The organism is Pseudomonas atacamensis (genome assembly GCF_017167965.1).
Lineage (GTDB): Bacteria > Pseudomonadota > Gammaproteobacteria > Pseudomonadales > Pseudomonadaceae > Aquipseudomonas > Aquipseudomonas atacamensis.
Genome location: NZ_CP070503.1, coordinates 5,533,788 through 5,559,386 on the forward strand (window position 1 = coordinate 5,533,788; position 25,599 = coordinate 5,559,386).

15 protein-coding genes and 3 pseudogenes are annotated in these 25,599 nt (G+C 59.8%); 9 read left to right on the forward strand and 9 right to left on the reverse strand.

Annotated elements, in window-relative coordinates:
* The first annotated feature begins 4 nt into the window (after positions 1 to 4).
* From aceF to msrA, 4 genes are all read left to right on the forward strand, one after another.
* The gene (gene aceF / locus JWU58_RS25095) at positions 5 to 1,969 is read left to right on the forward strand and encodes a dihydrolipoyllysine-residue acetyltransferase (RefSeq protein ID WP_123443984.1); all 1,965 of its coding nucleotides are present in this window, start codon (positions 5 to 7) and stop codon (positions 1,967 to 1,969) included.
* A 276-nt stretch (positions 1,970 to 2,245) separates the two neighbouring features.
* Positions 2,246 to 3,643, forward strand: a complete 1,398-nt coding sequence (locus JWU58_RS25100; RefSeq protein WP_206421171.1) for an alkaline phosphatase D family protein — start codon at positions 2,246 to 2,248, stop codon at positions 3,641 to 3,643.
* A gap of 254 nt (positions 3,644 to 3,897) precedes the next feature.
* Entirely contained in the window at positions 3,898 to 6,594 is a 2,697-nt protein-coding gene (locus JWU58_RS25105) for a putative bifunctional diguanylate cyclase/phosphodiesterase (protein ID WP_206421172.1), read from the forward strand.
* Positions 6,595 to 6,789: 195 nt separating this feature from the next.
* Positions 6,790 to 7,440, forward strand: a complete 651-nt coding sequence (gene msrA / locus JWU58_RS25110) for a peptide-methionine (S)-S-oxide reductase MsrA (protein WP_122508538.1) — start codon at positions 6,790 to 6,792, stop codon at positions 7,438 to 7,440.
* 78 nt (positions 7,441 to 7,518) lie between these two features.
* Here the strand turns inward: msrA and JWU58_RS25115 are convergent, their stop codons facing one another.
* The 5 genes from JWU58_RS25115 to putP all read right to left on the reverse strand — a co-directional run bounded on the left by JWU58_RS25115 (position 7,519) and on the right by putP (position 13,713).
* Positions 7,519 to 8,355 (reverse strand): 23S rRNA (adenine(2030)-N(6))-methyltransferase RlmJ, encoded by an 837-nt coding sequence (locus JWU58_RS25115; RefSeq protein ID WP_206421173.1) that lies wholly within the window; start codon positions 8,353 to 8,355, stop codon positions 7,519 to 7,521.
* A gap of 152 nt (positions 8,356 to 8,507) precedes the next feature.
* A complete protein-coding gene (locus tag JWU58_RS25120; protein WP_122751665.1) occupies positions 8,508 to 8,828 on the reverse strand; it encodes a hypothetical protein in 321 nt (106 codons plus the stop codon).
* A gap of 331 nt (positions 8,829 to 9,159) precedes the next feature.
* Positions 9,160 to 9,873: a DUF4123 domain-containing protein gene (locus tag JWU58_RS25125; RefSeq protein ID WP_130887675.1), complete on the reverse strand. Its 714-nt coding sequence runs from the start codon at positions 9,871 to 9,873 to the stop codon at positions 9,160 to 9,162.
* Positions 9,863 to 11,878 carry a type VI secretion system Vgr family protein gene (locus JWU58_RS25130; protein ID WP_206421174.1) on the reverse strand — a complete coding sequence of 672 codons (2,016 nt, stop codon included), beginning with the start codon at positions 11,876 to 11,878 and terminating at the stop codon, positions 9,863 to 9,865. The genes JWU58_RS25125 and JWU58_RS25130 overlap by 11 nt, the downstream gene beginning before the upstream one ends.
* Positions 11,879 to 12,228: 350 nt before the next feature.
* Positions 12,229 to 13,713: a sodium/proline symporter PutP gene (gene putP / locus JWU58_RS25135; RefSeq protein ID WP_016772011.1), complete on the reverse strand. Its 1,485-nt coding sequence runs from the start codon at positions 13,711 to 13,713 to the stop codon at positions 12,229 to 12,231.
* Positions 13,714 to 14,171: 458 nt separating this feature from the next.
* Here putP and putA point away from each other — a divergent pair, with 458 nt between their 5' ends.
* The 3 genes from putA (at position 14,172) to JWU58_RS25150 (ending at position 21,023) form a co-directional block, all read left to right on the forward strand.
* Positions 14,172 to 18,125, forward strand: a complete 3,954-nt coding sequence (putA, locus tag JWU58_RS25140; protein ID WP_206421175.1) for a trifunctional transcriptional regulator/proline dehydrogenase/L-glutamate gamma-semialdehyde dehydrogenase — start codon at positions 14,172 to 14,174, stop codon at positions 18,123 to 18,125.
* A 221-nt stretch (positions 18,126 to 18,346) separates the two neighbouring features.
* Complete coding sequence (locus tag JWU58_RS25145) at positions 18,347 to 20,149, forward strand: acyl-CoA dehydrogenase (protein WP_206421176.1); 1,803 nt, start codon at positions 18,347 to 18,349, stop codon at positions 20,147 to 20,149.
* A 175-nt stretch (positions 20,150 to 20,324) separates the two neighbouring features.
* On the forward strand, positions 20,325 to 21,023 hold the full coding sequence (locus tag JWU58_RS25150; RefSeq protein WP_206421177.1) for a hypothetical protein: 699 nt from the start codon (positions 20,325 to 20,327) through the stop codon (positions 21,021 to 21,023).
* A gap of 68 nt (positions 21,024 to 21,091) precedes the next feature.
* Here the strand turns inward: JWU58_RS25150 and JWU58_RS27645 are convergent, their stop codons facing one another.
* The 4 genes and pseudogenes from JWU58_RS27645 to JWU58_RS25165 all read right to left on the reverse strand — a co-directional run bounded on the left by JWU58_RS27645 (position 21,092) and on the right by JWU58_RS25165 (position 23,658).
* Entirely contained in the window at positions 21,092 to 21,937 is an 846-nt protein-coding gene (locus JWU58_RS27645; RefSeq protein ID WP_420893297.1) for a methyl-accepting chemotaxis protein, read from the reverse strand.
* A gap of 21 nt (positions 21,938 to 21,958) precedes the next feature.
* Positions 21,959 to 23,029, reverse strand: a pseudogene (locus tag JWU58_RS27650) (cache domain-containing protein); the annotation flags it as partial.
* Between the two features lie 99 nt (positions 23,030 to 23,128).
* Positions 23,129 to 23,431 carry a cell division protein ZapA gene (locus JWU58_RS25160; protein ID WP_042608727.1) on the reverse strand — a complete coding sequence of 101 codons (303 nt, stop codon included), beginning with the start codon at positions 23,429 to 23,431 and terminating at the stop codon, positions 23,129 to 23,131.
* A complete protein-coding gene (locus JWU58_RS25165) occupies positions 23,428 to 23,658 on the reverse strand; it encodes a hypothetical protein (RefSeq protein WP_016772015.1) in 231 nt (76 codons plus the stop codon). Before JWU58_RS25165 ends, JWU58_RS25160 begins: the two co-directional genes overlap by 4 nt.
* Positions 23,659 to 24,001: 343 nt before the next feature.
* Here JWU58_RS25165 and JWU58_RS27655 point away from each other — a divergent pair.
* Together JWU58_RS27655 and JWU58_RS27660 are read left to right on the forward strand one after the other, a co-directional pair.
* A pseudogene (locus tag JWU58_RS27655) lies at positions 24,002 to 24,658 on the forward strand (MCP four helix bundle domain-containing protein); the annotation flags it as partial.
* Positions 24,659 to 24,961: 303 nt separating this feature from the next.
* Positions 24,962 to 25,561 (forward strand): annotated as a pseudogene (locus JWU58_RS27660) (methyl-accepting chemotaxis protein); the annotation flags it as partial.
* Positions 25,562 to 25,599: the final 38 nt, after the last annotated feature.

The window sequence follows — 25,599 nt, forward strand, 5'->3', positions numbered from 1 at the left end:
TTTTGTGAGCGAACTCATTCGCGTACCTGACATCGGCAGCGGTGAAGGTGAAGTAATTGAACTGTTTGTGAAGGTCGGCGACCGCATCGAAGCCGACCAGAGCATCCTGACCCTGGAATCGGACAAGGCCAGCATGGAAGTGCCGGCCCCGAAAGCCGGCGTCATCAAGAGCCTGAAAGTGAAGCTGGGCGACCGTCTGAAAGAAGGCGACGAACTGCTCGAGCTGGAAGTCGAGGGCGCCGCTGAAGCGGCCCCGGCACCTGCCGCCGCTCCTGCTGCGAAAGCCGAAGAGAAACCGGCTGCGGCACCTGCTGCTGCCGCGCCTGCCGCTGCTCCTGCTGCGGCCTCGGTACAGCAAGTGCACGTGCCGGACATCGGTTCGTCGGGCAAGGCACAGATCATCGAGATTCAGGTCAAGGTCGGCGACAGCGTCGAAGCTGATCAATCGCTGATCACCCTGGAATCCGACAAGGCGAGCATGGAAATCCCGTCGCCTGCCGCTGGCGTGGTCAAGGCCATCAGCGTCAAGCTCAACGACGAAGTCGGCACTGGCGATCTGATTCTGGATCTGGAAGTGGCGGGTGCTGCGGCCCCGGCTGCGGCCGCTCCGGCTCAGGCTGCTGCGCCTGCTGCTGCCGCTGCGCCAGCCCCGGCGGCGGCTCCGGCTGCACCGGCCGCTGACAGCGTTCAGGACATCCACGTCCCGGACATCGGTTCGGCCGGCAAGGCGAAGATCATCGAAGTACTGGTCAAGGCCGGCGATACCGTCGAAGCCGACCAGTCGCTGATCACCCTGGAATCCGACAAGGCGAGCATGGAAATTCCATCGCCTGCCGCTGGCGTGGTCGAAAGCGTTTCGATCAAGCTGGATGACGAAGTCGGTACCGGCGACCTGATCCTCAAGCTCAAAGTCAAAGGCGCGGCCCCTGCTGCTGCCCCGGCTGCGGCTGCTGCACCGAGCGCTCCGGCACCTGCTGCTCCGGCTGCCGCTGCACCTGCTGCCACCGCTCCAGCCGCAGCGCCGGCTGCTACACCAGCGAAACCGGGCGCCAAAGTTCACGCCGGCCCTGCCGTGCGTCAACTGGCTCGTGAGTTCGGCGTCGAGCTGAGCGCCGTTGGCGCCAGCGGTCCGCACGGTCGCATCCTCAAGGAAGACGTGCAGGTTTACGTCAAGGCGATGATGCAGAAGGCCAAGGAAGCACCGGCCGCTGCTGGCGGCGCTACCGGTGGCGCGGGCATCCCGCCGATCCCGGTGGTCGATTTCAGCCGTTTCGGCGAAATCGAAGAAGTGCCGATGACCCGCCTGATGCAGGTCGGCGCTGCCAACCTGCACCGCAGCTGGCTGAACGTGCCACACGTCACGCAATTCGACTCGGCGGACATCACCGAGCTGGAAGCCTTCCGTGTTGCGCAGAAAGCCGTGGCCGAGAAGGCTGGCGTCAAGCTGACCATCCTGCCGCTGCTGCTCAAGACCTGCGCGCACCTGCTCAAGGAGCTGCCGGACTTCAACAGTTCGCTGGCACCAAGCGGCAAGGCGATCATCCGCAAGAAATACGTGAACATCGGCTTCGCCGTCGACACTCCGGATGGCCTGCTGGTGCCGGTGATCAAGAACGTCGACCAGAAGAGCCTGCTGCAACTGGCTGCTGAAGCGGCTTCGCTGGCTGAAAAAGCCCGCACCAAGAAGCTGTCCTCGGACGAGATGCAGGGCGCCTGCTTCACCATTTCCAGCCTCGGCCATATTGGCGGCACCGGCTTCACGCCGATCGTCAACGCGCCGGAAGTGGCGATCCTCGGTGTTTCCAAGGCAACCATCCAGCCAGTCTGGGACGGCAAAGCCTTCCAGCCGAAGCTGATGCTGCCACTGTCGCTGTCCTACGATCACCGCGTGATCAACGGCGCTGCAGCTGCACGCTTCACTCAGCGTCTGGGCAGCCTGTTGGGCGACATCCGCACCATCCTGCTGTAACCCAAACGGCCCTCCGGCGACGGAGGGCCGCTTGCTGCACCCTTTCGAGCGCCACACGCTCGTACCTCAACCCCGTCAATTGACGGGGCTTTTTTTTGCCTGAAATAAACCGGATCGCGCCTCTTTCCTACAACCTGCGCTGACATCGGCCACAGGTCTGGTCCACTTAACGCCAATATTTTCTGCCGCCGGCCAACTAACCTCTGCTCAGGAAAGTTGCTTCAATGCGCTCCGCTTATTTAATTCATCTTATTAAAATCTCGAACGGAATCGATCATGCTCAAACCGACTATCGGCCCCATCGTGGGCCACGCCACAACTAACGAAGTTCGCATTTTCATGCGCGGCGAACAACAGGACAAAAAACGCGTATTTGCCGGGATTCGCGCCCGCAAGGCCGGAACGGAAAAATGGTCCAACAGCGTATTTGCACTTTTGCATCCAGCCAACGACATGTCGGGCGTACTGGTATTACAGGATCTGGACGCCGATTGTGAATACGAATATCAAGCCGGCTGGTTAAGCCCGATGAATCCGGTACACACCATCGACACAGTGGTGGAGTTTCCACTGCAATGGCCGCGACAGCTCTACCGCTTTCGTACCCGCACCGCGCAAGCCAGCCAGCCCCGGGGCTTTATCGTCGGATCTTGCCGTTATCTGCGGATCACCGCGGGGATTGCTTCGTTGCCGCAACTGGGCGATCGCATCTTTGGCTCGATCAATCAACTTGTCGAGAGCAGTCATCTACCCGTCAGCGCGGTGATCATGACCGGCGATCAAGTGTATGTAGATGATTTGAATATCATTGCACCGGATCGCGAAGCCAAAGACATTCTGAAGAAGTATCGAACGGCATTCTCGCAACCGAACATTCGACGATTGATGTCCAATACATCGACTTACATGATGCTCGACGATCATGAAATAGAAGATAACTGGCCCGCCAATGCAAAAGATGCGGACAAGGACTTGTATCGCAACGCCATGGCTGCTTATGAACTTTATCAAGCCAGCCACAGTCCGGTTTACGCATATAACAGCGAGGGTCAGATAGACCGGAATACCTTGAAGCATTATTGGTATCAGTTCGGCGACAGCGATATCGCCTGGTTCGTCACCGACAGTCGCACCCGACGCAACTTGTCGAAGGATGACCGGCGCATTCTCGACATCGAGCAAGAACAGGCCCTGCTGCAATGGCTGATCCATAGCCCGGCACGGGTGAAGTTCGTAATGACCAGCGTGATGTTCTATCCCGATCGCAAGTTCAACGGTGACGATGCCTGGAAAGCTTTTCCCGAGCAGCGTCTGCGCCTGCTGGAAACCATCCGCACTCACCGGATCAAGAACGTGGTGTTCGTCTCCGGCGACGTCCATGGCTCGCTGACCAGTCGCTTGAGTCACAGCGAGGACACCGATTTCGAGGTGCACACCATCGTGTCCTCGCCGCTGCACAACAGCAAATTGCTACCGTATGCCAAAGCCTCGACATTCATCCTCGATCAACCGCTGGTGCGCACGGCGGCCGGGGATTATCGGCACGAGCTGACCAGTGCCGTGGTGAGTCAGGACAATTTTGCGCATGTGGTCGTTGAGGCTGATCAGATATTGGTCAATTACCATGACCGCGATGGCAAGAAGTTGCAGTCGATCAGTATGAAATTGCGTTGAAACACCAAAAGATCGCAGCCTTCGGCAGCTCCTATATGGCTACGTGGCGCCTGCAAGAGTTGTTTAAGGCGGCGATCTTCTGCTCATTTCAGTTGTGCACTGGAGAAATGTTCACTGCAGCCGACATATTCTTATAGCACTTGGCCTTCATCTCTCTTGTCAGTCGGTGCCGCAATGATGCAACCTTGCCGCAGCCAACAGACAAGAGGGCGAGAGCCCGGCGCATTCAGCATATTTCCAAGCGAGTTTCCTTCATGAAGAGCCAGCCCGATGCCGCCAGCCGTATGGCGGCCGAGGTAGTGACGCAGTTGCCGGTGCCCTCGCGGCTCGGCATGCTGCGTTTCGAGCGCTTGAATGAAGCCAGTTGGGCAATGCTGTTCCTCGATCCCAACTGCGAACGCCAGTTTGGCCAGCCGGCCGTCGAGCTCTGCGCACTGGTCGGCTCGCCCTACGCCAGCCTGATGGAGCCCGAGGCGCGCTACCAACTGCATGACGCGATCCAGCAGCAGTTGAGCAAAAGCGCGCATTACGTGGTGCGCTACACCCTGCACACTGCCGCCGGCGCGTTGAACATGCTCGAACTGGGTGAAGCCTACAAACAGCACAACCGGCATTTGCTGCGCGGCTACCTGTTGGCCGTCGACGAAGTGTTCGACGAAACCCAGGTGCTGCCTTCGGTGGATCTGGAAACCCAGAACTCGCGCCTGCAAATCGCCCTTGAGCTGAACCAGCGTGCCCAGCAGGAACAACTGCAGCATCTGGAGCGCGTGCGTGCCCAGCAGGATCTGATTCTGCTGCTCGCACGCCAGCGCTACAGCACGCACAACTCGCTGCAGGAAGCCGCCGAGCTGATCACCCGCTGCGCCTGCGATATCTACGAAATCGACTGCGCCAGCCTGTGGAACCTCGAAGGCCAGCGCTTGCTGCCGATCTCCGCCTACCATCGCGCAACTCAGGAATACATCCTGCCGGAGCCGATCGATATCAGCGGCTTCCCCGACTACATGGAAGCCCTGCACAGCAGCCGCGCCATCGATGCAAACAACGCCATGCATGACCCGCGCACCCGCGAGATGGCCGAGGCGATGCGTCCGCGTGACGTCAACGCCATGCTCGATGCCAGCATTCGCGTCGACGGCCAGGTAGTCGGCGTGTTGTGCCTGGAACAGACCGGCGTCACCCGCGCCTGGCAGTCCGACGAAATCGCCTTTGCCGGCGAACTGGCCGACCAGTTCGCGCAGGTGATCAACAACCACAACCGGCGCACCGCCACCAGCGCCCTGCACCTGTTTCAACGCGCGGTCGAGCAAAGCGCCAACGCCTTTTTGCTGGTCAACTGCGACGGCGTAGTCGAGTACGTCAACCCGAGCTTCACTGCGATCACTCAGTACACCACCGAGGAAGTCCACGGTCAGCGCCTGTCGGAATTGCCGGCGCTGGAAAACCTCAGCGAACTGCTGTTCGACGCGCCCTCGGCGCTGGCCCAGAGCAACAGCTGGCAGGGCGAATTCAAAAGCCGACGCAAGAACCTCGAACCGTACTGGGGCCAGCTGTCGATCTCCAAGGTCTATGGCGATAACCGTGAGCTGACGCATTACATCGGTATCTACGAAGACATCACCCAGACCAAACTCGCGCAGCAACGTATCGAGCGCCTGGCCTATACCGACAACCTGACCAACCTCGGCAACCGTCCGGCATTCATCCGCAATCTCGATGAGCGTTTCGCCCGCGACAGCGATACGCCGATCAGCCTGTTGCTGGTGGACATCGATAACTTCAAGCGGATCAACGACAGCCTCGGCCACCAGACTGGCGACAAACTGTTGATCAGCCTCGCCCGGCGCCTGCGCAACAGCCTCAGCCCGAGTGGCAGCCTGGCGCGTTTTGCCAGTAACGAATTCGCCGTGTTGCTCGACGACACCGACCTTGAAGCCGGGCAGCAGATCGCCAGTCAGTTGCTGATGACCCTCGACAAGCCGATGTTCGTCGATAACCAATTGATCAGCGTCACCGGCTCCGTCGGCCTGGCCTGCGCGCCGCTACACGGGCGCGATCCACAAACCCTGATGCGCAACGCCGGCCTGGCACTGCACAAGGCCAAGGCCAACGGTAAACACCAGTTGCAGGTGTTCACTGAAGCGCTGAACGCCGAAGCCAGTTACAAACTGTTCGTCGAGAACAACCTGCGCCGCGCCCTCACGCAGAACGAACTGGACGTGTTCTACCAGCCCAAGCTGTGCCTGCGCAGCGGTCGTCTGCTGGGCATGGAAGCGCTGTTGCGCTGGAACCACCCGGAGCGCGGCATGATTCGCCCGGACCAGTTCATCAGCGTCGCCGAGGAAACCGGCCTGATCATTCCGATCGGCAAATGGATCGCCCGTCAGGCGTGCCGCATGAGCAAATCCCTGACCGCTGCCGGCCTGGGCAATCTGCAGGTGGCAATCAATCTGTCACCGAAACAGTTCTCCGATCCGGATCTGGTCGCCTCGATCGCCAACATCCTCAGGGAAGAAGCGCTGCCGGCCAGTCTGCTCGAACTCGAGCTGACCGAAGGCTTGTTGCTGGAAGCCACCGAAGATACGCATTTGCAGCTCGACCAGCTCAAGCGCCTGGGCCTGACCCTGGCCATGGATGACTTCGGCACCGGGTACTCGTCGCTGAGCTATCTGAAGAAATTCCCGATCGACATCATCAAGATCGATCGCAGCTTCATCCATGAAATCCCCGACAACCAGGACGACATGGAAATCACCTCCGCCGTGATCGCCATGGCCCACAACCTGAAACTCAAAGTTGTCGCCGAAGGCATCGAAACCGCCGAGCAACTGGCGTTCCTGCGCCGCCATCGTTGCGACGTCGGTCAGGGTTATCTGTTCGATCGACCGATTCCGGGCGATGAGCTGATCCAAGCGCTCAAGCGCTATCCGCGTGGGCCGCTCTGTCTTTAACGCCGGCTTCTATGAAGATCCCTTGTGGGAGCGAGCCTGCTCGCGAAGGCGATAAATCCGTTGGCATCTTCGTCGCCTGACACCCCGCTTTCGCGAGCAGGCTCGCTCCCACATTTTGGATAGTGCGAATTCCGGCATCATTCGGCACACTGGCGGTCTGACTTTTTACCTCCAACCTGACTGAGAGGAACGCTCATGGTTCTGCGCTCGGAAATTCTGGTGAACAAAAACGTGCTTCCAACCAAAGAACAAGCCCTGCCCGGCCGCGAAACCGCGATGACCCTGCCGGAAAAACACTTCGTCTTCGAAGACACCCCGCTGCTCGGTCCATTCTTTCAGGACGTCGACTTCGCGATTTTCGGTCTGGGTTGCTTCTGGGGCGCGGAACGACGCTTCTGGCAGCGCGAAGGCGTGGTCAGCACAGTCGTCGGTTACGCCGGCGGCTTCACGCCGAACCCGACGTACGAAGAAGTCTGCTCGGGCCTGACCGGCCACGCCGAAGTGGTATTGGTGGTGTATGACAAGGCCCAAGTCAGCTATGAAGAGCTGCTGGGGATGTTCTGGGAACTGCACAACCCGACTCAGGGCATGCGTCAGGGCAACGACATCGGCACTCAGTACCGCTCAGTGATCTACGCCACCACCCCGGAGCAACTGGATGCGGCACTGAAAAGCAAAGACGTGTATCAGGCGGAACTGGCCAAGGCCGGTCTGGGTGAAATCAGCACCGAGATCGACCAGGCCCCGACCGTGTACTTTGCCGAGGCTTATCACCAGCAGTATCTGGCGAAAAACCCGGAAGGCTACTGCGGCATTGGCGGCACCGGTGTGTGCATGCCGAGCTAAAAGCTGCTAGCGGCAAGCTTCAAGCTGCAAGCGCTGTTTTCGCTTCAGCTTGTAGCTTGTAGCTTGTAGCTTGTAGCTTCATTCCGCTATTAACCAATCCATCTGCCAGCCACCCTGAGTCTGCCCCAGCTTCTTCGACAACCACGGCAGCAACTCACGCAATTCTTCTTCCAGCCCCCACGGCGGATTGGCGATCGCCAGCCCGGAACCGTTCAGGCTGTTCGGCGTATCCAGCGGATGCACCAGCAGCTCCACACGCAGCAACTTCGGTGCACCCGTGCCTGCCAGGTCCTGATAGAAACGCCGCAGTGCACGCTGATCCTTCACCGGATACCAGATCGCAGCCACAGTCTGGCGCATGCGGCCGATGGCTTCTTTCATCGACGCCGCGCAACGCTGCATCTCGTCGAGTTGCTCGAACGGCGGATCGATCAGCATCACCGCGCGCTTTTCCTGCACCGGCAACATCGCCCGCGCCACATGCCAGCCCTCGCCCAGATGCACTTTCACTCGACGATCGCCGGCCATGTTGTCCTTGAGCAACACGCCATCTTCGTGATGCTTCTCGTTGAGCATCACCCGATCCTGCGGCCGCGTCAGACGCCGTGCCAGCTCCGGCGAACCCGGGTAATAGCGCAACTGGCCATCCGGGTTCATCTCGTGCAGCACCTTCATGTAATCGGCGGTCAGCGCCGGCAGGTCCGGCTGATCCCACAACCGCGCAATGCCTTCCAGGTACTCGCCGGTGCGATTGGCCTGATCGCCCTGCAAGTCATACAGACCGATGCCGGCGTGCGTGTCGAGATAGGCAAACGGCTGCTCCTTGCGCGACATCAGAGCGATGAGGCGTGTCAAGGTCAGGTGTTTGAACACATCGGCGTGATTGCCGGCATGGAAGGCGTGACGATAATTCATGGCTGCTCCTGCGAAGGGCGCAAAGTTTACCTTTTACCGGGCGGCAAGTCAGGGGTTCGCAGCCGAGTGGGCCTCAACATCAAAAGATCGCAGCCTTCGGCAGCTCCACGGGATAGGCGCTCACTCTGCCGGAGGCTGCGATCCTCTGATCTTCAGGCGGGCAAGCTGCGCAGGCGCTTGCCGATGACGTCCAGCACATCACAGCCATCGCGCAATGGGATGGCGCACAGCAGGGCGAAGTCGCTGAGGATCACGGAGTCGCATTCGATCGAGCCGCGCATGCACATGTTTTCCAGGACCTGGACCACGGCGCGGATGCGATGGTTGGCAGCGTCCATGAGGATGTCGAGGGGCACGTGGGTGTCGACGAACAGGCTGGGCATGTCGCTGCAATTGCCGGTGAGGGCCATGAAGCGGTTGTCGGGGTGAGGCGTGATTTTTTCGTAGGGTGAATCAGTATGCATATTGGTCATTTTCCGGGCCCCATGATTGATAAACGTGAGCCGCCATCACACCTTCCTACGGGTTAGGGTGGCAGCTGTGCGCGGGAGTAGGAACCGAGCAATCATGGACCTCGGCCACGCCGAAGCGTGCCCCACGCACAGCCGCCGCGAACGATCTTACGGACTTGAACCAAGTGCCGCAAAAAGCCAACGAACTGTAACGTCATGAATGCGGGAATCCTTCACCCTGCCACCACTCTCGTGGCGACAACGAAAAGACTATCCCTGCAACTCACCACGCACCAGTTCATGAAAACCGCCGCGATTCGAAGGAAACGTCCGAAGCGTTTGCCCCGAAATTTCACTCTGCCTCTGCCAGCAAAAACTCCAGAAGCGCCGATCGTGACGAATCTTCCGACATCGATAATTTGAAAAACTGCCCGACCTTGCAGCGCAAAACAGCCTCGGGAAACGCCTCGAACACGGCCGGTTGCTCCTCGCTCAGCCATTGCAAAGCATTGGCGATGCGTACGCTTGCATCAGTCTGCGCCAACAGCGATTGCGGCACGCTCCACCACGGAAAGACCCGCCCCGAAACCAGCGCCCGGCCCCCGATTTCAATGGCTTGGCCATTGATCAAGGCTCGCGAAACGACTGGCAGTAATTGCGCGGAATTGAGCTCGTCAGAGTGCAAAAGAGGCAGCAGAAACCGACCATCCCAAAAGCGAAAAAACACCGCTTTACCGTCCGGCATCAGCACTTGAGTCAGGCTGCGGAAATGTTCGACCAGCACATCCAGATCCGCCGAAGACACCGCCAACCATCCCCAATCCCGGGATTCTGTTTCCGCCACCCAACGTAAAAACTCACTGTCCGCAGCGACAATTCCCACATAGGGCATCACCGCGTCCCACTCGGCATAAATCGTCTCGGCCCAGACTGGATTCGCTGTGCCCTGCCAGGCTTTGAACGCATTGGCGTCGCTGGCGCGACTGAAAATGGCGAACAGTTGTTCCGACGCGTGCAGCGGCTGCCGCGCCAGCCATTGTTCGGGCGTCAATTGTTCAGGCTGCACAGACACCGTCCTTACAACGCTCACACTCTTCGCAGAAAGGCGCATCACCTTTGAGACTCATGATCTGTGCGGCGGTGAGAACCGCCGCCGGCGCAGCGGCCAGTTTCTCTGGCAAGCCCGGCACCAACGGTGCCGCACTCGTTGCCGCCATTGGCGCGCCACCCACAACAATCGGCACGCTGCTGAAAATTCCGCCGGGGCCGATGTTGATCCACTGTCCGCCGGCCTGAATCGTCGCGCTCGCGCCGCCATCAATGACCACTTGCTGGCCTGCGCTGATATGGATCTGCGCCGAGGCGCTGGTGGCCTGGCTGTTCACCCGCACCTGCCGGTCGCCGAGCACGGACAAATGATCATCCTGCCTGACTTCGGTCTGGCGCTGGCCGTGGGTGATGCGCTGTTCGTCGGCCTTGAGTTCATGCCGGGCGGTGCCGGTGACCACCACACTGCGCTGATTATCGACCTGCAGCTGCTGGTCGTTGAGCACATGCTGGGTCCAGTTGCGCTGGGCACGCAGGTAGATTTCCTCGGCGCCTTTTTTATCCTCGATGCGCAGTTCGTTATAACCGCCACCTCCGGGGCTGCTCTGGCTGCGGAACACGCTTCGGGTCTTGTCTGCCGGCAGATCCAGCGGCACCGGGGTCGCCGCATTGGGCAGACACCCCATGACCAGCGGCTTGTCGGCATCGCCATCAATGAAGCCGACCAGCACTTCCATGCCGACTCGCGGAATCAATACGCTACCGTAGTGATCGTGAGCCCAACCGGTCGCGACGCGCAGCCAGCAACTGGAGTGCTCGTTCAATTCGCCATCGCGGTCCCAGGCCAGTTGCACTTTGACCCGGCCATATTCATCGCAATGGATTTCCAGGTCTTTCGGGCCGGTGACCACGGCAGGTTGGTAACCCGACATGCGCGGTTTTTCCGGGCACAGTGCCGGACGAAAGACCACGTCCCACGGCGTGGCGACGAAAGTATTGCGGTAGCCCTGAAAGGATTCGCCATCGCTGGTCACCGACTCCTCAAGCACCTGCGGCTGACGGCCGCGATGCTCGACACAGGTGAGCAACCACAGATCATTCCAGTCGCTGCGCGGATGCTCGGTGAGTTGCAGAAAATGGCCGCAGACCAATGAAGACTCGTCGCTGCTGCCCTCGGCCTGACGGTAATCGGCGACGTGCCGTTCCAGCGCTCGCCGAGTCAGCTGTTTGCCGGTTTCACGATCACTGAATTGGCCGGGGAAGTGATAGTCCTCCAGCACCGGACGCTGCTCGCCGTCACTGCGACTTTCCAGAGACAGGCGTGGTTTTTCGAAGTTGTAGTCGCGCCGGGTGACGACGCTGGTACGGGTTTCCACGCGCACATTGAAACGTTGAATCGCCGGCGCCCCCGCCGACATGCCGCTGCCCGGCAGATACAACGTTGGCGCGGGCAGCTTGGTGAACACGGTCTGATCGTCGCCGAATACCAGCAGATGGCCTTCGGGGCTGTGCTGAAAGTGGTAATGAATGCCGACTTCGGCGCACAGACGCTGGATGAATGCCAGATCGCTTTCGGCGTATTGCACACAGTACTCGCGCTCCGGGTATTCGCTGCCCAGGCGAAATTCAAAGGCATCGCGCAGGATCGAATGATCCTTGAGGATCTGCTTGATGATCTGCGGCACGCTCTGATGCTGAAAAATCCGCTGGTTGATGCGATGCCCCAGATACGTCAGACGCGGGACAAGGCTGAGGTGATAGCGTGTCAGACGTTTCCCGGAATCGCCCTGCCCGACCTGATAAATCTGACCATGAATACCGCAACCCTGAGCATCGAAACTCAGAAACGCCTGACCATGCAGCAGGCTTTCCAGATCCAGGTCCGGCCGCTCGCTGACCAGTTCCAGCTCGAAGCGAAAAGGTTGGCTGATGGCTTCCCTGCCCGTGAACTCAAGGACTTTGAGGTCATGCCGGGCGCCTTCGAGGGTCAACGTGAAACGCGGTTGATTGGCAGGCGCGAACATCCGATGTCTCTCTGCAGTGTGAGGGCGGGCGATTCTGCATGAGGGGCAAGGGGTGCCGAGCAGGTGACGGGAAATTCAGATTTGCCCTACGTGGTTTGCTGAAAGGACCTTGTTAATTCGGCCGTTCGACTACAGACAATTCAATCAAACCTGCCACCCACCCTGTGGGAGCGAGCCTGCTCGCGAAAGCGGCATGTCAGTCGACACATTCATTGAATGATCAATCGCATTCGCGAGCAGGCTCGCTCCCACAATGGATTTCCACAGAATTCGAGAAATCACAGGCACAAAAAAACGGCCCGCTTCCTCTAGGAAGCGGGCCGTTTTCATGTGAGCCGAAGCTCAGTCCATCACTTGTTCAGATGGAAGTCTTTTTCCGCTGCCTCGAAACGCTCAACCATGCCGCGAGTCGGCTCACCCGCCTTGCTGACAAAGTAGATGGCCAGGCTGGCGAAGATGAAGCCCGGAATGATTTCGTACAGACCCAGCAGTTCGAAATGCTTCCAGACCACCACGGTGATCGCGCCGACCAGAATACCGGCCAGTGCGCCGTTGCGGGTCATGTCTTTCCAGACCACCGAAATCAGCACCACCGGACCGAATGCAGCACCGAAACCGGCCCAGGCGTAGGACACCAGGCCCAGCACGCGGTTTTCCGGGTTGGCAGCCAGCGCGATAGCAATCAGGGCTACCAGCAGCACCATGGCACGACCGACCCAGACCAGCTCCAGTTGCGAAGCGGATTTGCGCAGGAAGGCTTTATAGAAGTCTTCGGTCAGGGCGCTCGAGCACACCAGCAACTGGCAGCTCAGGGTGCTCATCACCGCAGCCAGAATGGCCGACAGCAGTACACCGGCAACCCATGGGTTGAAGAGGATTTTCGCCAGTTCAATGAACACGCGCTCCGGGTTCTCGGTCACAGGACCGGCGACTTCCGGGTGCGCCGAGAAATAGGCGATACCGAAGAAGCCCACCGCAACGGTGCCGCCCAGGCACAGGATCATCCAGGCCATGGAAATGCGACGCGCCTTGGCGATCGACTTCACCGAATCCGCCGCCATGAAACGCGCGAGGATGTGCGGCTGGCCGAAGTAGCCCAGACCCCAGCCCATCAGCGAGATGATGCCGATGAAGGTGGTGCCTTTGAGCATGTCGAAGTTGCTCGGATCTTGCGCTTCGATGGCGAGGAACGTGGTGTCAACGCCGCCTGTGGCCAGCAGGACGATGATCGGCGTAAGGATCAGCGCGAAGATCATCAGCGTGGCTTGTACGGTGTCGGTCCAGCTCACCGCGAGGAAACCGCCGATGAAAGTGTAGGCAATCGTTGCCGCCGCACCGGCCCACAGCGCCGTTTCGTAGGTCATGCCGAACGTGCTTTCGAACAGGCGGGCACCAGCGACGATGCCGGAAGCGCAGTAGATGGTAAAGAACACCAGAATCACGATCGCCGAGATAATCCGCAGCAAGCCGCTTTTATCTTCGAAACGGCTGGAAAAGTAATCCGGCAGAGTCAGGGCATCGCCGTTGTGCTCGGTCTGCACACGCAGACGGCCGGCGACAAACAGCCAGTTCAGGTAGGCACCGACGATCAGGCCGATGGCGATCCAGCTTTCGGACAGACCGGACATGTAGATGGCGCCCGGCAGGCCCATCAGCAACCAGCCGCTCATGTCGGAGGCACCGGCAGACAGCGCGGTGACGACGCTGCCGAGGCTGCGACCACCGAGAATATAATCGGAAAGGTTGTTGGTGGAGCGATAGGCCATCAAGCCGATCAGCACCATTGCTGCGATGTAGATCACGAACGTGATCAGGGTTGGATTGCTTACGCTCATTGAGTTACGCCCTGGCTTTGTTTTTATGTAGCGGCGGTGGTGAACCGCTCGCAAACGACGACGTTTGGCAGACGATTCGGGATCCCGCGCATTTAAGACTGATGTTTCCCCAGGAAAGCCATCAGCCGATGCACCGGGTTATTCCCGGTTGCACCTTGGCGGCGAATGCTATGCAACAAAGCAAATAAGGTGCAACCAGTTTCGCGAGAATTAGTTGCACCCAGTCGGATTAATCGACGATCACCCCGTTTTTGCTCCCTTTTGTCGCAGTCATGGCTCTTTGCTAGAAGCAAAAGCACCAAGCAGGAGCAGCACTTTCGTACCAGAAATTATTTCCTGACGAGCTGCGTATTATTCCGGCAAAAAAAGGGTTGCACCCGGTTGCACCTCATTCAACGCACGGCTAATCTTGCGGCCAGCTGATGCCACGCAACTGTGGCAACCATGAGGATAAAAATATGGCTACCACCACCCTTGGGGTCAAACTCGATGACCCGACCCGCGAGCGCCTGAAGGCTGCCGCAACCTCGATTGATCGCACGCCGCACTGGCTGATCAAGCAGGCAATTTTCAATTACCTGGAAAAACTCGAGGGTGGTGCAACCCTGACCGAGTTGAACGGTTTGACCGCCAAAGACGCCGATGACGCAGGCGAAGTGCAGACCGATCACGCTCACCAATGCTTCCTCGAATTCGCTGAAAGCATCCTGCCGCAATCGGTTCTGCGTGCTTCGATCACCGCCGCCTACCGCCGCCCTGAGCCGGAAGTGGTGCCGATGCTGATCGAGCAGGCGCGCCTGCCGGCACCGATGGCCGAAGCCACCAACAAACTCGCGGCGACCATCGCCGAAAAACTGCGTAACCAGAAAAGTGCCGGCGGTCGTGCGGGCATTGTTCAGGGTCTGTTGCAGGAATTCTCCCTGTCGTCCCAGGAAGGCGTGGCGCTGATGTGCCTGGCCGAAGCGCTGCTGCGCATCCCGGACAAAGGCACCCGAGATGCGCTGATCCGCGACAAGATCAGCACCGGCAACTGGCATCCGCACCTGGGCAACAGCCCTTCGCTGTTCGTCAACGCTGCGACCTGGGGTCTGCTGCTGACTGGCAAACTGGTCTCCACCCACAACGAAGCCGGCCTGACCTCGTCGCTGAGCCGCATCATCGGCAAGAGCGGCGAGCCGATGATCCGCAAGGGCGTCGACATGGCCATGCGCCTGATGGGCGAGCAGTTCGTGACCGGCGAAACCATCGCCGAAGCCCTGGCCAATGCGAGCAAGTTCGAAGCCAAGGGCTTCCGCTATTCCTACGACATGCTCGGTGAAGCGGCACTCACCGAAGTCGACGCGCAAAAATACCTGGCGTCGTACGAACAGGCGATCCATTCGATCGGCAAAGCGTCCCACGGCCGTGGGATTTATGAAGGCCCGGGCATTTCCATCAAGCTCTCGGCACTGCACCCGCGTTACAGCCGTGCGCAGTACGAGCGGGTGATGGACGAGCTGTACCCGCGCCTGCTGTCGCTGACCCTGCTGGCCAAGCAATACGACATCGGGCTGAACATCGACGCCGAAGAAGCCGACCGCCTCGAGCTGTCGCTGGATCTGCTCGAACGTCTGTGCTTCGAGCCGCAACTGACCGGCTGGAACGGCATCGGTTTCGTCATCCAGGCTTACCAGAAGCGTTGCCCGTACGTGATCGACTACGTGATCGATCTGGCCCGCCGCAGCCGTCATCGCCTGATGATCCGTCTGGTAAAAGGCGCGTACTGGGACAGCGAAATCAAGCGCGCCCAGGTCGAAGGTCTGGAAGGCTATCCGGTCTACACCCGCAAGGTTTACACCGACGTTTCCTACATTGCGTGCGCACGCAAACTGCTGTCGGTACCGGAAGTCATCTACCCGCAATTCGCTACGCACAACGCCCACACCCTGTCGGCGATCTACCACATCGCCGGTCAGAACTATTACCCGGGCCAGTACGAGTTCCAGTGCCTGCACGGCATGGGCGAACCGCTCTACGAACAGGTTGTAGGCAAGGTTTCCGAGGGCAAGCTGAACCGTCCGTGCCGCGTGTACGCACCGGTCGGCACTCACGAAACCCTGCTGGCTTACCTCGTACGTCGCTTGCTGGAAAACGGCGCGAACACTTCGTTCGTCAACCGCATCGCCGACCAGTCGATTTCGATTCAGGAACTGGTGGCCGATCCGGTGGCACAGATCGAGCAGATGGCCACCGTGGAAGGCGGTTTTGGCCTGCCGCACCCGCGCATTCCGCTGCCGCGTGACCTGTACGGTGCCGAGCGCGCCAACTCCAGCGGCATCGACATGGCCAACGAACATCGCCTGGCATCGCTGTCCTGCGCCCTGCTCGCCACCGCGCACAACGACTGGAAAGCCGCGCCGATGCTCGGTTGCGCCTCCAGCAACGAAACGCCGGTCGCGGTGCTGAACCCGTCCGATCACCGCGATGTGGTCGGTCACGTTCAAGAAGCTACCGTCGAAGACGTCGACAACGCCATTCAATGCGCGCTGAACGCCGCGCCGATCTGGCAGGCCACCCCGCCGGCCGAACGTGCGGCAATTCTGGAACGTGCCGCTGACTTGATGGAAGGCGAGATCCAGCCGCTGATGGGCCTGTTGGCTCGCGAAGCCGGCAAGACCTACGCCAACGCCATCGCCGAAGTCCGCGAAGCCGTCGACTTCCTGCGTTACTACGCAGTGCAGGCGCGCAACGATTTCAGCAATGACGCCCACCGCCCACTCGGTCCGGTGGTGTGCATCAGCCCGTGGAACTTCCCGCTGGCAATCTTCAGCGGCCAGGTCGCTGCGGCATTGGCCGCCGGTAACCCGGTACTGGCCAAACCGGCCGAGCAGACTCCGCTGGTCGCCGCCCAAGCCGTGCGCCTGATGCTCGAAGCCGGCATCCCGGAAGGCGTGCTGCAACTGCTGCCGGGCCGTGGTGAAACCGTCGGCGCCGGTCTGGTCGGTGACGAACGCGTCAAAGGCGTGATGTTCACCGGTTCCACCGAAGTCGCGCGCTTGCTGCAACGCAACATCGCTGGCCGTCTCGACAGTCAGGGCCGTCCGATTCCGCTGATCGCCGAAACCGGTGGCCAGAACGCGATGATCGTCGATTCCTCGGCACTGACTGAACAAGTGGTGATCGACGTGGTGTCGTCGGCCTTCGACAGTGCCGGTCAGCGCTGCTCGGCGCTGCGCGTGCTGTGCCTGCAGGAAGATTCCGCCGATCGCGTCATCGAAATGCTCAAAGGTGCCATGGCCGAAAGCCGTCTCGGCAACCCCGAGCGTCTGTCCGTGGACATCGGCCCGGTGATCGACGCCGAAGCCAAGGCCGGCATCGACAAGCACATCCAAGGCATGCGCGACAAAGGTCGCAATGTTTACCAGGTTGCGATTGCCGAAAGCGAAGAGGTCAAGCGCGGCACCTTCGTCATGCCGACCCTGATCGAGCTGGAAAGCTTCGACGAACTGCAACGCGAAATCTTCGGCCCGGTACTGCACGTGGTGCGCTACAAGCGCAAGGAGCTGGACCAACTGATCGGCCAGATCAACGCCTCCGGTTACGGCCTGACGCTGGGCGTGCACACGCGCATCGACGAGACCATCGCCAAGGTGATCGACAACGTCAACGCCGGTAACGTCTACGTCAACCGCAACATCGTTGGTGCCGTGGTCGGCGTGCAGCCATTCGGCGGCGAAGGCCTGTCGGGTACTGGCCCGAAAGCCGGTGGCCCGCTGTATCTGTACCGCCTGCTGTCGACGCGTCCTGCCGACGCCATCGAACAATCCTTCGCCCGCGGTGATGCCATCGTCGCCCCGGACGTGCGCTTGCGCGATGCCATGAGCCAATCGTTGAACGCGCTGAAAGCCTGGGCCGACAACAACAAGTTTGCCGATCTGAGCACCCTGTGCGTGCAATACGCTGCGCAATCGCAGAGCGGCATCACCCGGGTGCTGGCTGGCCCGACCGGCGAGAAAAACAGCTACGCCATCCTGCCGCGCGAACACGTGCTGTGCCTGGCGGAAGTTGAAGGTGATCTGCTGACGCAACTGGCGGCGGTGCTGGCGGTGGGCGGTTCGGCGGTGTGGCCGGAAACCGAACTGACCAAGGCGCTATTCGCCCGCCTGCCGAAGGAAGTGCAGGCGCGGATCAAGCGCGTTGCCGACTGGAACAAGGACGAAGTGGTGTTCGATGCCGTGCTGCATCACGGCCACTCCGACCAGTTGCGCGGCGTCTGCCAGCAGATCGCCCAGCGTGGCGGTGCAATCGTTGGCGTTCAGGGCCTGTCCCAGGGCGAGACCAACATTGCCCTGGAGCGTCTGGTAATCGAACGGGCATTGAGCGTCAACACCGCTGCGGCGGGGGGTAATGCCAGCTTGATGACGATCGGATAAAAGCAGCTGCAAGCTGCAAGCTGCAAGCTGCAAGTAGAAGCCAACTGCTCTTACTTGCAGCTTGCAGCTTGAAGCTTGAAGCTTGAAGCTTGAAGCTTGAAGCTTGAAGCTTGAAGCTTCCAGCTTGCGGCTTGTGCCGCCCCATCACCCTTATCTATCTTCCTTCCCCATTTTTATGGGCCTACCTAGACTGCGGCATACTTTCTTTAAGGTAGGCCGCCATGTCCGAGACGCTGCTCAGTTCCCGCAATCTGGCTTTCGAGCTGTACGAAGTCCTCGATGCCGAGGGCCTGACCCGGCGCGAGCGCTTTGCCGAGCACAATCGCGAGACCTTCGACGCCGCCATCGGCACCGCGCGCAACATCGCCGAAAAGTATTTCGCCCCGCACAACCGCAAGGGCGATGAAAACGAGCCGCGCTATGAAGATGGCCAGGCCATTCTGATTCCCGAAGTGAAACCGGCGGTGGATGCCTTTCTCGAGGCTGGCTTCCTCAACGCCGCACGCAGCTTCGAGGCCGGCGGCATGCAATTGCCGACCCTGCTGTCGCAAGCCTGCTTCGCGCACTTTCAGTCCGCCAACGCAGCGTCGACCTCGTACCCGTTCCTGACCATGGGCGCGGCCAATCTGATCGAGAGCTTTGGCAGCGAAGAGCAGAAACAGCGCTTCCTGCAACCGATGATCGACGGACGTTTCTTCGGCACCATGGCCCTGACCGAGCCGCATGCCGGTTCGTCACTGTCGGATATCCGCACCCGCGCCGAGCCTGCATCCGACGGCACCTATCGCCTGAAGGGCAACAAGATTTTCATTTCCGGCGGCGACCATCCGCTGTCGGAAAACATCGTGCATATGGTTCTGGCCAAACTGCCCGACGCCCCACCGGGGGTGAAAGGTATTTCGCTGTTTATCGTGCCGAAGTTTCTGGTCAACGACGACGGCAGCCTCGGCCAGCGCAACGACGTGCTGCTCGCCGGTTTGTTCCACAAGATGGGCTGGCGCGGCACCACATCGACGGCGCTGAACTTCGGCGATAACGGCGAGTGCGTCGGCTATCTGGTAGGCAAGCCACACCATGGCTTGAGCTACATGTTCCAGATGATGAACGAAGCGCGGATCGGCGTCGGTATGGGCGCGGTCATGCTCGGCTATGCCGGTTACCTTTATTCACTGGAATATGCGCGCGAACGTCCGCAAGGTCGGGTGCCGGACAGCAAGGATCCGAGCACAGCGCCGGTGGCGATCATTCAGCACGCCGATGTCAGACGCATGTTGCTGACGCAGAAGTCCTACGTCGAAGGGGCTTTTGACCTCGGCCTGTATGCCGCGCGTTTGTTCGATGACACCACCACGCTGGAAACCGAAGCCGAACGCAAACAGGCTCATGAGCTGTTGGACCTGCTGACGCCGATCGTCAAATCCTGGCCTTCGGAGTTCTGCCTCAAAGCCAACGAACTGGCGATCCAGATTCTTGGCGGCCACGGCTACACCCGTGAATATCCGGTGGAGCAGTACTACCGTGACAACCGCCTGAATCCGATCCACGAAGGCACTCACGGCATCCAGTCGCTGGATCTGCTTGGACGCAAACTGGCGCAGAACGGTGGCGCCGGTCTCAAGCAGCTGATTCGATTGATCGCCAACACGGCCGAACGTGCCACTGCATACGATTCGTTGACCACCCTGCGCGAACCGCTGGAAAAACTCGTGGCCCGCTTGCAAACCGTGACCATCGGCCTGCTCACCGATCTGGCCCAAGGCAAGGTCAACAGCAGCCTGGCGAACTCGGCGCTGTACCTGAAAGTGTTCGGTCACGCAGTGATCGGCTGGCGCTGGCTGGAGCAGGCGATTCGCGCCGAGGAAGGCCTGGCCAAAGGGAATGCGGCGGATGTGGACTTCTATAAGGGCAAGTTGCAGGCGGCGCGGTATTTCCTGACATGGGAAGTGCCGGGTTGCCAGCATGAGCTGGACTTGCTGGAGGCGCGGGATGATACGTGTCTGGGGATGCGGGAGGAGTGGTTCTGATTTCCGCGCCTCACCCAGACAGAACACATTATTGGACTTTCCACACCTGTCATCTTTGACAGGTGTGGAAGCGAGATCTGCACGATAGGCTATTTAGGCCAGACATTTAGTTAGCAGTTTGCCCGGCAAGTTCGGACTCAACGTCCTCTTCTCAACTTACAAAAGAGCGAACGCCATGGACAACCAGACTGCCGACCAAACTATCAAACTTGCCGGACTGGTAACCCGAGACTACTGCGTGCTTGCCTCGATTTCGCAATTTGGATCACGCAACGGCACAGTCTGGACTAACGAAGACTCCTCGGTTTCCACCGTTACCAGTAAAAATCACCATCGTCTTTCTGATGAGCGATCGCTGATCAGCACCACGACATCGCCCGATAACTCAGTACCGGCTGTCGAAACAACGGCCGCAGGAATGTTCGAGATCATCATGGCGGAGGATCGTTACGAGACGGTCAATCGCATAGCTTATAAAGATTACACGTTTATCGACGCCAACCAGTGGCGAGCAGTCGTGTATGGCGGCGCTGACTCAAAGTTGCTGATTGATCCGAACGTCATCCTGAGCGCAGACCAGTTCGTTTTTTCGGCACGAATCAATGACGTGGTAAAACACCCAACAGCGGAACGTGTTACGGGAAAACGGTATATCAAGAGGGGTGCAAATCTTTACCAGGCTATGGTTACCACTCCTCGCTCGACCTATATCAGCAATATGGATTTCAACCGCAACGATCTGTTCAGGACATTGGCAGCTGGCGATACTTACCTCGAGGACCAGCAGGTGTGGACTGTTCGTGAAAAGCGAGTGTTTTACCTGGAGACAATTGGCGGCATCGACTTCTATGGTCGCGAAATCCTGCTGTTCTGAAGGGCGTAACCAGAGTGAAACTGACGCGCCGTCGAGGCGCGTCGGGTCTGTGCCAAAGTCAGAGTCACTCAGTTCAATCGAAAGCCACCCATCTGCCGCGCCAGATCATCCGCCAGTTTCTGCAACATCTGGCAGTCTTCGCGACAAGCCCTGACCTCCCCCGCCGTCGCGCGCGCCAGATCGGAAATCCCCTGCACGTTGCGGTTGATCTCTTCAGTCACCGCCGACTGCTCTTCGGTTGCCGTCGCCACCTGATGGTTCATATCGCTGATGCGCTCAACTTGGCCGGTGATTGCCGTCAGCGATGCACCGGTGCGCTGGCTTGACTCAACCCCGGTACCCGTCGCGGCCTGGCCGGTGCGCATCGATGACACGGCGTTTTCCGCGCCTTGCTTGAGGCTGCCGATCATCAGTTGAATTTCGTCGGTCGAGGCCTGGGTCCTGCGCGCGAGGGTGCGCACTTCATCGGCGACCACCGCGAAGCCACGGCCCATGTCGCCAGCGCGGGCGGCTTCGATGGCGGCGTTGAGTGCCAGCAGATTGGTCTGTTCGGAAACGCCACGAATCACCGCCAGCACCGAATCGATCGACGCCACTTGCTGTGCCAGCTCACCCACCGCCCCTGCCGCCACGCCGATCTCATCGGACATGCTTTCGATATGACGGATCGAGCCACCGACCACTTCCCGCGCCTGCAACGCCTCATCGCGCGCGGTTTGCGAGGCAAGCGCGGCGTTGCCAGCGTTCTGCGCGATTTCCTGCACGGTCAGACCCATTTCGTGGACGGCGGTGGCTACCATGTCGGTCATTTCCTGCTGCCGGCCGGAGCGCTCGGCGGTGTTGTCCACCACCGTCGCCACTTGCCCCACGGCCGTGCGCAGGCGCTCGCTGGTGGTCAGCACTTCGCCGATCATCGCGCGCTGGCTGTCGAGGAAGCGGTTGAAGCCGCGCGCCAGGTCACCCAGCTCATCGGCACGGCTGGAATCTAACCGGTGAGTCAAATCTCCACCACCGCTACCGATGGCCACCAGCGCCCGTGTTACTTGTCGAATCGGTTGCACCAGCCCTTGGGCCAGCCACACCACCAACGCCAGGCAGACCAACGCCACCACCAGACCGATGCAGCCACTCATCCACATCGCTTTCCGTGCTTCGGCGTAGATCTGCGACTGCGGCACTTCGGCCACCAGCGTCCAGCCGAGATCGCGCAGCGGCAGGCTGAAGGCGAGGAAGTCTTCACCCTCGCGCTGGAAGCTACTGTTGACCGCCTCCTTGTGCCCCATCAGCGCTTGCGCCGCATTGGCACCGATCTGCTCGGTCAAGGTGCGTTTACCGCTGAACTGCGCCTCAGGATGGACCTGAATCAGACCGTCGGAACGCACGAGATAGACCTTGCCGCGCTCGCCGAAACTGAAGTTGTGGATCAGCTCCGACAGCTCTTTCATGCTCAGCCCGAGCCCGGCGACACCGACAACTTTGCCGGCCTGCTCGACCTTCAAATCGATGAACAGGGCCAGCTCGCCAGTGGCGCCGTCGTTGTCGATATTGAGGGTGCGCGGCTGATTGCTGTCGAGAAATGAATAGAACCAGGCGTCGGCCGGTTTCGCGCGACTGAGGGTGCGATCGAGGCCTTTTTCGGTGATGTAGTGGTTGGATTCGGTGCCGATGATCAGCGCCGTGAAAGCTTTGTGTTCGGCGCGGATGCCTTCCAGATACTGCGCGAAGAGCGCAGTTTTGCTGCTGTCCTCGCCTGTCGCCAGCCAGTCACGCACCATGCTGTTGCTGGCGATGTCCTTGGCGGCGGTGAGCGGCTGGACGAGGATGCGTTCGATATCGTTGCGCGTCGCTTCAATGCTCGACGGCAGCGCTTGTTCGACCAGATAGCTCTGGGCGAGGCGGTTGACCACCAGGGTATAAATGCCAACCACAATCACGATGCTGATCAGCAGGGCCGCGCCCATGCCGAGAATCAACTGCCACTGAATACTGCGTCGCCACCACTGCATGGAGCACCCCCAAGGAATAAGTGGCCGAAACACTGCAACAGCCGTGCCGATTGTATACAAACCAACCGACAATCTATTCCCTGGTTGTGCGCAACCTCATCAGCCCTGACTGATGGTCTTGGCAATCGTCTCGACCGTGGCGCTGACTTGCTCTTGATAACGGTCGAGTTCTTCTTTGTGCTGCTTTTTCATTTCGATCTGCTGCGAGCACAGATTCATCGCCGCCAGCACCAGCAAACGGTCGCCGATCAGCGTCGGGTATTTGCGCTTGGTGTCTTCCAGCGCTGCCTTGAGCATCATCGCCGCGTCCAGCAGGGTCTGTTCTTCCCCGGCCGGTGCTTTGATCGAATAGTCCTCGCCGAGAATGGAGATGACTTTTACCCCTGCTGTGCCGTGGTTCATGCGCTGACAGGACCGGCATTGACGCGATCAACCAGCGCCTGAATGCGCGCGGCGGTGGCGCCGTGTTTTTCTTCCTGCTCCATCAGGTTCAGTTGCAGGTTTTCGTTTTCATCCTTGGCCTGGGCCAGTTCCGTGGACAGGGTCTGGTTGGTCTGCAGCAAGGTCTGGTTCTGTTGCACCAGGTCGCTGACGAGCTGTTCCAATTGGCTGAGGGATGCTTCCAACATTTTGATCTTCCAAGCGTTTTTCAAAGGGCGCGTACGATAAAGAAAAGTCACCATGGATGCCAGGGTTAAACCGGCGCAAGGCCTTGATTTTCCTGGGTGGCGAAGCTTCTCGCGAGTTTAAAAGACTGTGATTGGTCGATCTGGTTCCTGCACTTCGTCGCTCAAGCCTGTCTGCGACAAATACGCACACCACCTCAAGACTTTAGTCGTATGACCGATAAGTCACCCATACAGCAGTCTCAGCCCGCATGGATGCGGCCCTTTTCGGTATCCGCCCATGTCCCTTCGCAATATGAATATCGCCCCACGGGCGTTCACCGGCTTCGCCCTGATCGGCGGCCTGATGTTGATCCTCGGCGTGTTTGCGCTGAACCAGATGAGCAAGATCCGCGCGGCCGGCGAAGACATCGCCACCGCCAGCGTGCCGTCGATCAAGGCTCTGGACGAATTCACCCAACTGACCCTGCGCCTGCGCGTGCTGTCCTATCGTTTGCTGATCAATCGCGAACCCGACGTGCAGCAGAAAACCATCGAGCTGTTCGACCTGCGCAATCGCCAGATCGCCGATGCGCAACGCGCATACGAGCCACTGATCGAAGGCCCGCAGGAGCGTGCGGCGTACGATCAGTACGTGCAATTGCTGGCGCAGTACCGTCAGCTTGAAGAACGCATGAAAACCCTGTCGCGCAACAACCAGATCGCCGAGTTGCAGCAGATGCTCAACAACGATTTGCTGAGCAACTCAGAGGCAGTCAACACCGCACTTGCGCGTCTGCTGGAGATCAATACCCAGCAAATTGCCGAGACTGATCAGGGCGCCAAGGATCAGTACTCGATGTCGTTCGATCTGGTCGTCACTCTGCTGGTGATCGCCAGCGGCCTGACCTTGCTGTTCGCCTGGCTGCTGACCGTGAGCATTACCAAGCCGATTTCCAAGGCACTCGAGGCGGCGGAAACTATCGCCGAAGGCAACCTCACCCAGCCGATCCATGTCGATGGCGAAGATGAAGCCGGGCGCCTGCTGGCGGCGATGGCGAAGATGCAATCGAAGCTGCGCGACACCCTGCAGCGCATCTCCGGTTCGGCCACACAGCTTGCGTCTGCTGCGGAAGAGCTGAACAGCGTCACCGACGAAAGTGCTCGCGGCTTGACCCAGCAGAACAACGAAATCGAGCAGGCGGCCACTGCGGTCAATGAGATGACCAGCGCTGTCGAAGAAGTCGCGCGCAACGCGGTCAGCACTTCGGAAGCCTCGAAAAACGCCACCACTTCGGCGGGCGACGGTCGTGATCTGGTGCAGGAAACCGTCAGCGCCATCGAACGCATGAGCGCCGACGTGCAGAGCACCGCTTCGCTGATCGGCGACCTAGCCAATGAATCCCGCGACATCGGCAAGGTGCTCGACGTGATTCGTGGCCTCGCCGATCAGACCAACCTGCTGGCATTGAACGCAGCAATCGAAGCGGCCCGAGCCGGTGAGGCCGGTCGTGGTTTTGCCGTGGTGGCGGACGAAGTGCGCGCACTGGCCCATCGCACCCAGCAGTCGACCAGCGAAATCGAACGCATGATCGGCAGCATCCAGAGCGGCACCGAACACGCCGTGGATTCGATGCGCAACAGCACCGAGCGCGCCGAATCGACCTTGAATATCGCCCGTGGCGCCGGGATGTCGCTGGACACGATCAACAGCGCCATCGTCGAAATCAACGAGCGCAACCTGGTCATCGCCAGCGCAGCCGAAGAGCAGGCGCAGGTGGCGCGGGAAGTCGATCGCAATCTGGTCAACATCCGCGATCTGTCGGTCCAGTCGGCGACCGGCGCCAATCAGACCAGCGCAGCGAGCAATGAGCTGTCGCGCCTGGCGCTGGATCTGAACAACATGGTTGGGCGGTTCAGCCTGTAACACACCTCGCTTGAGCTTCCCCTGTGGTGAGGGGATTT

Excerpts from the sequence above, each read along its gene's own strand:
- JWU58_RS25145 (WP_206421176.1), top strand. The coding sequence starts at position 18,347 with ATGTCCGAGACGCTGCTCAGTTCCCGCAATCTGGCTTTCGAGCTGTAC.
- JWU58_RS25115 (WP_206421173.1), bottom strand. The coding sequence starts at position 8,355 with ATGAATTATCGTCACGCCTTCCATGCCGGCAATCACGCCGATGTGTTC.
- JWU58_RS25130 (WP_206421174.1), bottom strand. The coding sequence starts at position 11,878 with ATGTTCGCGCCTGCCAATCAACCGCGTTTCACGTTGACCCTCGAAGGC.
- JWU58_RS25120 (WP_122751665.1), bottom strand. The coding sequence starts at position 8,828 with ATGACCAATATGCATACTGATTCACCCTACGAAAAAATCACGCCTCAC.
- putA (WP_206421175.1), top strand. The coding sequence starts at position 14,172 with ATGGCTACCACCACCCTTGGGGTCAAACTCGATGACCCGACCCGCGAG.
- JWU58_RS25160 (WP_042608727.1), bottom strand. The coding sequence starts at position 23,431 with ATGAACCACGGCACAGCAGGGGTAAAAGTCATCTCCATTCTCGGCGAG.
- JWU58_RS25100 (WP_206421171.1), top strand. The coding sequence starts at position 2,246 with ATGCTCAAACCGACTATCGGCCCCATCGTGGGCCACGCCACAACTAAC.
- JWU58_RS25105 (WP_206421172.1), top strand. The coding sequence starts at position 3,898 with ATGAAGAGCCAGCCCGATGCCGCCAGCCGTATGGCGGCCGAGGTAGTG.
- putP (WP_016772011.1), bottom strand. The coding sequence starts at position 13,713 with ATGAGCGTAAGCAATCCAACCCTGATCACGTTCGTGATCTACATCGCA.
- JWU58_RS27645 (WP_420893297.1), bottom strand. The coding sequence starts at position 21,937 with ATGATCGGCGAAGTGCTGACCACCAGCGAGCGCCTGCGCACGGCCGTG.
- JWU58_RS25165 (WP_016772015.1), bottom strand. The coding sequence starts at position 23,658 with ATGTTGGAAGCATCCCTCAGCCAATTGGAACAGCTCGTCAGCGACCTG.
- msrA (WP_122508538.1), top strand. The coding sequence starts at position 6,790 with ATGGTTCTGCGCTCGGAAATTCTGGTGAACAAAAACGTGCTTCCAACC.
- JWU58_RS25150 (WP_206421177.1), top strand. The coding sequence starts at position 20,325 with ATGGACAACCAGACTGCCGACCAAACTATCAAACTTGCCGGACTGGTA.